General features: G+C 68.8%; 7 protein-coding genes and 1 pseudogene. 5 read left to right on the top strand and 3 right to left on the bottom strand.

What is annotated here, in order from left to right; translation table 11 throughout:
* From ABZW74_RS23700 to ABZW74_RS23690, 3 genes are all read right to left on the bottom strand, one after another.
* Window positions 1–866: nucleotide pyrophosphatase/phosphodiesterase family protein (locus tag ABZW74_RS23700; protein WP_355279854.1), on the bottom strand; the 866-nt coding region annotated here is incomplete at its 3' end.
* Between the two features lie 24 nt (window positions 867–890).
* Entirely contained in the window at window positions 891–2,012 is a 1,122-nt protein-coding gene (menC, locus tag ABZW74_RS23695) for an o-succinylbenzoate synthase (protein ID WP_240860149.1), read from the bottom strand.
* Window positions 2,009–2,851: a GNAT family N-acetyltransferase gene (locus ABZW74_RS23690; RefSeq protein ID WP_240860151.1), complete on the bottom strand. Its 843-nt coding sequence runs from the start codon at window positions 2,849–2,851 to the stop codon at window positions 2,009–2,011. Before ABZW74_RS23690 ends, menC begins: the two co-directional genes overlap by 4 nt.
* 70 nt (window positions 2,852–2,921) lie before the next feature.
* Between ABZW74_RS23690 and ABZW74_RS23685 the strand changes: the two genes are divergently transcribed.
* The 5 genes and pseudogenes from ABZW74_RS23685 to ABZW74_RS23665 all read left to right on the top strand — a co-directional run.
* On the top strand, window positions 2,922–3,443 hold the full coding sequence (locus tag ABZW74_RS23685) for a YtxH domain-containing protein (RefSeq protein WP_240860153.1): 522 nt from the start codon (window positions 2,922–2,924) through the stop codon (window positions 3,441–3,443).
* A 101-nt stretch (window positions 3,444–3,544) separates the two neighbouring features.
* Entirely contained in the window at window positions 3,545–3,925 is a 381-nt protein-coding gene (locus tag ABZW74_RS23680; protein WP_240860154.1) for a copper resistance CopC family protein, read from the top strand.
* Between the two features lie 34 nt (window positions 3,926–3,959).
* Window positions 3,960–4,667: a YcnI family protein gene (locus tag ABZW74_RS23675; protein WP_240860179.1), complete on the top strand. Its 708-nt coding sequence runs from the start codon at window positions 3,960–3,962 to the stop codon at window positions 4,665–4,667.
* Entirely contained in the window at window positions 4,660–5,214 is a 555-nt protein-coding gene (locus tag ABZW74_RS23670; protein ID WP_240860155.1) for a copper resistance CopC family protein, read from the top strand. Before ABZW74_RS23675 ends, ABZW74_RS23670 begins: the two co-directional genes overlap by 8 nt.
* A gap of 48 nt (window positions 5,215–5,262) precedes the next feature.
* Window positions 5,263–5,838, top strand: a pseudogene (locus ABZW74_RS23665) (copper resistance protein CopD); the annotation flags it as partial.

The following is a 5,838-nucleotide window of genomic DNA, read 5'->3' as shown; positions in this document are numbered from 1 at the left end:
CCGGCGAGTAGTGCGGGCGTGGTGTCGATGTCGACGGCGGTACCCGCGGTGACCATGCCGTGGTCGCCGGTCACGAGGAGCGTGGCGTCGGGCGGAAGGGCGTCGGCGAGGTCGGCCACGAGCGTGTCGACGAGACGCAGCTTCGCCAGCCACTGCGGCGATCCCGGGCCGTGGAGATGTCCCGCGGTGTCGAGTTCGCTGAAGTAGACGTACACAAAGCGCCGACGGCGAGATCTGCGACGCAGTGTCGCGGTGACCGCGGCCCGAATTCCGTCGGATGTGACCGCGGGAATATAGCGTCCGGGTGCGGGGAAGGCGAGTTGGGTGAGCCCGGTTCCGCGGAACTCACCCGGCATCACGTAGGTGATCGCGATGCCGTCGTCGTCGAGGTTGTCGAGCAGGGTGGCGTGCGGCTTCACCAGCGCCGGTGGGTAAGTGACCAATGCCGACGGCCCGTCCGCGTTGTCGAGCGACCACCGCAGTGCATTGAGCACCCGACGCGACCCGCGTGCCCGGCAATCGTCGTCGGGCCGGAACGAGTAGCCGACGATTCCGTGTACGCCACAGGACGTTCCGCTGGTGAGGCTGGTGATGCTGGTCGCTGTGGTGGCCGGAAAGCCCGCGCGCAGTGCCGGTCCCCGCAACGACGCGAGATGGGGCGCGGCGTCGGCGTGTTCGTCGAGCAGGGTCGCCCCGAGTCCGTCGACGAGGAACAACACCACGGTGTGTGCGGTCGGGACCGTGACGTCGGTTGTGGCCCACGCGCCGAGCGCGGCACCCGCCGCCGGCATGACGTCGGCGAGTGTGTGCGGAAACTCCGACCAGCGGTCCGGCGTCAGGTCGCGCGGACCGACCTCGTCGGGCAGGGAGTGTTTGGGTGGCACAGTGTTTCAGCCTGCCGAATCCGTCGCCGGAATCCACTCGCGCCACGTGGTGGCTGCGGCGAGTGCGTCGGGAAGTGGGTCGACGCCGATGCCGGGGCCGGTCGGAACCCGCATCGCCGATCCGGAGTCGACGACAAACGGTTCGGTGATGTCGTGATCGAAGTAGCGGTCCGACGCCGAGATGTCGCCGGGCAGAACAAAACCCGGCATGGCGGCCAGCGCCAGGTTCGCGGCCCGGCCGATGCCGGTCTCCACCATGCCGCCGCACCACACCGGAATCCCGTGCGCCGCACAGACATCGTGGATTCGCGCGGCTTCGAGATAGCCGCCGACGCGTCCGGGTTTGATGTTGACGATGTCGCAGGCGCCCATGATGATGGCGTCCGCGGCGGCTCGTGCCGAGACCACCGATTCGTCGAGGCAGATCGGCGTCGACGACATCGCCCGCAGGCGAATGTGACTGCGCATGTCCTCCTCGTCGAAGGGTTGCTCGATGAGTGTAAGGCCGAAGTCGTCCAACTTCACCAGGTGGCGCAGATCGACCGGCGTGTACGCGGTGTTTGCGTCGACCTGCAGCATCAGGTCGGGTCCGAAGTGGTCGCGCACCGCGCGGACCGGAACGAGGTCCCAGCCCGGTTCGATCTTGAGTTTGATTCGCCGGTAACCGTTTTCGATGTAGCCGGATACCTCGTCGAGCAGTTCGGGCAGGGTGTCGCGGATGCCCACCGAGACTCCCACCGGTACCGAGGAGGCGATGCCGCCCAGACGGCTCGCCAGTGATGTTGCGGTGGATCGCAACTCGGCGTCGAGGATGGCGGTTTCCAACGCTGCCTTCGCCATCCGGTGGCCCTTGATGGCCGCGATCCGCGGAGCAACCTCGATGGCGGTGACGTCGGTTCCCATGAGTGGTGGGATCAGGAAGCGCCGCAACACGTCGATCGCGCCGTCGGTGTACTCCGACGAGTAACTCGGCTCGTCGATGCTGACGCACTCGCCCCAGCCTTCGCCGACATCGGTGACCGCGCGAACGAGAAGTGCGTTGCGGGAGTGCTCGATTCCGAACGAGGTGCGGAACGGCGTGACCAGCGGCAGTTCGACCCGCAGGAGTTCGATCCCGGTCAGCTTCATGGGTTCTCTGATCCGGGTGCCGCACCAGAACCGGCTGCACCGAGCACGTAGTGGCCGGATCGCAGGAAGTCGACCGACCGGCGCGAATGGCCTTCGACGAGAAGGGGACTCAGAGCCTCGCGCAGTGCGATACGCCAGCGGGCGGCATCTACCGGATGACTGTGCCGCATCGCCTCGATGTCTCGTGGGACGGGCACCACGATCGTCGTGGCTGGATCGAATCGGTCGGTCCGCGCCTCTGGACGACCGGATTCGATGTCGATGCCGAGCACCGCTCCGCTTGCCACGAGTTCCTCGGCCGAATTCGCCTCTGCAGCTGGCTCGTCGTCGGCGCGCAGGTCCCAGGATGCGAGCACGCGGTCGGAGTCGTCGTCGCCGCCGAGTTCGTCGCCGATGTCGCCGTAGAAGTCCTCGTAGTAGTGGCAGGGCTCAGCACCGAGTTTGGTGATGTTGAAGTAGGCGTTGCGCGCGACGAGTGGATCGAAGGTCCACGTGATGGTGCTCAGCCCGCGATGCAGCGCCCATCGTCGTTGGTGCATCTTGAGCGCATACCCGACGTGGTGGCCACGGCCGCGTCGCGAGACGCCGGTGATGTGACTGTGGAGCGTCTGCCCGACCGGTGCCGCGAAGAAGGCGACGCTGCCGCCGGCGAGGTGGTCGCCGATGAATGCGCCCGTCACGTAGTTGCCGGCGTGCGACAACGCGCGCAGCATGTCGGTGCTCACCGGGCGGTTCGCCGGGTCGGGCCGCCACACGTCGTCGAACACCCGGGCCAGGTCTTCGAGTTCGTCGGGGGAGGAGAGTTCTCGGATCTCGACGCCGGGGGATGCGTGCGGCATGTGCCCATTGTTCCATCGTGTGCGTGGGCCGGTGGGCCAGTTGGGGGAGCGCGCCGCATACGATGCCCTCATGCATCCGGCGTCGCAGCGACCGTCCGACGCGTTGACGCGCGTCGCGGTCGGTGCCGTCGTACCCGCGGTGGCGGTGGCTGCGCACGGTGTCGCCGGTGGCGGGATTCCCGGTGCTGCGGGCCTGCTCGTCAGCGTCGCCATCGGGGGACTGCTCGGATGCGTGGCCCACTCAACCCGCCGGACACGGACTGCGGCGATGGTCACGACGACGCTGCTGCTGAGCTTCGCCCAGGTCGCCTGCCACTGGGCGCTCGCGGTCGGCGACGCCGGGCACGCAATGCATCAAGTGGGCGGGCCCGGAATGCTCGTGATGCACGCGATCGCGATCCCGGTCAGTGCCGTTCTCCTCGTGCTGGCCGCGACGCTGGCCGACGTAGTCACCTCAACCATCCGGTCCATGACGCCACCGCCGGTCCTGCGCGTACCTGCGCAGCCGCGGATGCGGTGGGTCGAGCCGCTCGTTTCCTCGGGACCGGTCCTCGGTGGGCCGGGTGTGCGTGGGCCGCCGGTCACGGCCTGAACCACGCGTCAACCACCGCGCCGCGACGTCGGCGGGTGGCCCACACCCATGTCGTGCGCCCTGCGATGGCGTGCGCATTCCCGAGAGGAACCCGAAACATCATGAAATCCATCGTTCGCTGGTCCGTCGTCGCCATCGTGATCGCGGCCGCCACCGCACTGCTCGGTGCGGTGTACGCGCCGAACGCCTCCGCACATTCGTCGGTGAAGACGTCGAACCCGGCCAACGGGGCGACGCTGACGTCGGCGCCCGCCCAGATCACCATCACCTTCAACTCGCCGTTGCAGCGCTCGAACGCCACCCTCTCCGTGGTCGACGAACACGGTCGCGCGTGGCAGACCGGCGCGCCTGTGGTCCGCGGAACCACGGTGACCCAGGCGGTCAACCCGCGCGCCGGTAAGGGCCGCTACCAGGTCCGGTTCTTCTTCCTCGCGGCCGACGGTCATCCGTCGCCGGGCGTGCTGAACTACCGCGTCGCCTGAACCACACAGTCGTGATCGAAAGAGAGTGAACACCTTGCTGAACAACACATCTCGCGCCCACCTCCGGCGCATCCTGGTTCCGGTGGCTGCGGCCGCAGTCGTCGGTGTGGCGTCGTTGACCGGGGCCGGCGCGGCGTCGGCGCATGTCACCGCGAACTCGGCGACCGTCACCCAGGGCGGCTACGGCATCGTCAATTTGGTCGTACCCAACGAGGAGGACGTCCCGACGGTCTCGCTGCGGGTGTCGGTGCCCAACCTCGCCGGTGTGCGCACCGAGCCGATGCCGGGCTGGAAGTCGCAGATCATCAAGGACCCGGCGACCGAAGAGGTCACCGCCGTGGTCTGGACGGCCGATCCCGGACAGGGCATCCCGGTCGGTCAGTTCGAGGAATTCCGCATCCAGGGCGGCCCGTTCCCCGAGCAGGAAACCGTCGCGTTGCCCGCGGTGCAGACCTACGCGAACGGCGTGACCGTCGACTGGTCGCAGCCGGAGAACGCGGACGGTTCCGAACCGGAACACCCCGCTCCGACCCTCACCCTGGCGCCGAGCAACGGTGACCATCACGGCGGGGCGCACGGCGCGAACGATCAGGCCGACGCCCAGTCCGATTCGTCGACCTCCGACACCGCCGCGCGCTGGCTGGGCGGCGTCGGACTGCTGCTGGGTGCGATCGGCGCGGTCGTCGGCGTCGCAGCGTTGAGCCGTCGGGGCAAGAAGTCAGGTGGCTCCGACGATGCGTGATCGGCGGATCCCGTCGCTGGTGACCCTGCTGGCGTTGTGTCTGGGCGTGTTGGGCTTCGGCGTTGTCGGGACCCTCACCGCGCCCGTGGCGTCGGCGCATTCCAAGCTGGAGTCGATGGACCCGGCCGACGGCGCCAAGCTCGACCGCGCACCGGCGGCCGTGACGCTGACCTTCAACGAGGGTCTGCAACGCTCATTCGCTGTGCTCAACGTGGTCGGCCCGGACGGGCACTACTGGCAGAAGGGTGATCCGGTGGTGCGGGGCCCGCAGATCAGCGTGGTGGTCGGCGAACTCGGTCCGGCGGGGAAGTACACGGTGAACTACCGGGTCACCTCCGCCGACGGCCATCCGGTCGAGGGTTCGCGGAGCTTCGAGATGACCGTCGCCGGAAACGGCACTCCGGGACCGGTCGCCGACACCTCCTCCGGCGGCGACGGCGGCGGATTCCCGGTGGTGGCGCTGCTGATCGGCGTCGGCGTCCTGCTCGTCGTCGGGTTGGGCGTCGTGTTCTGGCTGAACCGACGGTCGTCGGGCTCGTCGGCCTGATCGATGCCCTCTGGTTCCGGTTTCGCGGCAGCCCGGTCACGTGACCTCATGGTCGTGGCCGGGCTGCCCGTGATGCTGGCCGGGCTCGCGCTCTGTTGGGTGCTGACCCAGCCGATCGGTCCGGGCGCCGTGGCGATTCCGACGACGGTCGCGCTCGGCGCGGCGGTGATGCTCGTCGGACTCGGAGCGTTGCCCACGATCGGAGCCGAACCGTCGACGCGGACGATCGGTGTTCTCGCCGCAGTCTGGTTGATGGCGGTGCTGTTCGCGGCGTGGCTGCGTGCCGCGGACGTGTCGGGGGTCGAGCCGGCCGACGTCGATCTCGGCCAGTTCGGTGACGTGCTCATCGGCGGTGCGCCCGAACTCATCGCCGGAGCGGCGGCCGTGCTGGTGCTGGTGTGGGTGGTGGCGGATCTGTTGACCACCTCGACGGTTCCCGTGGCCGTGGTCGCGGCACTCGCCGCGATCGGCGTCCTCACCATGGCGATCTCGGGGCACGCGTCGGTGCATGCCTGGGGTCCCGTCGTGGTGGGCGCCCACGCGATCGGCGCGGCGTGGTGGTGCGGGAGCCTGGCCGCGATGGTGCTGTCGGTGCGCGGCCGATCGGGCTGGGCCACAACACTT

It is taken from the genome of Gordonia sp. NPDC003585 (assembly GCF_040610755.1).
GTDB lineage: Bacteria > Actinomycetota > Actinomycetes > Mycobacteriales > Mycobacteriaceae > Gordonia.
Note: the sequence above shows the minus strand (reverse complement) of the source record. Positions and strands in the feature narration are given on the sequence as shown.

What these genes read in the sequence shown, in the direction of transcription:
- menC (WP_240860149.1), bottom strand. Translation starts at nt 2,012, where the DNA reads ATGAAGCTGACCGGGATCGAACTCCTGCGGGTCGAACTGCCGCTGGTC.
- ABZW74_RS23690 (WP_240860151.1), bottom strand. Translation starts at nt 2,851, where the DNA reads ATGCCGCACGCATCCCCCGGCGTCGAGATCCGAGAACTCTCCTCCCCC.
- ABZW74_RS23685 (WP_240860153.1), top strand. Translation starts at nt 2,922, where the DNA reads ATGCATCCGGCGTCGCAGCGACCGTCCGACGCGTTGACGCGCGTCGCG.
- ABZW74_RS23680 (WP_240860154.1), top strand. Translation starts at nt 3,545, where the DNA reads ATGAAATCCATCGTTCGCTGGTCCGTCGTCGCCATCGTGATCGCGGCC.
- ABZW74_RS23670 (WP_240860155.1), top strand. Translation starts at nt 4,660, where the DNA reads ATGCGTGATCGGCGGATCCCGTCGCTGGTGACCCTGCTGGCGTTGTGT.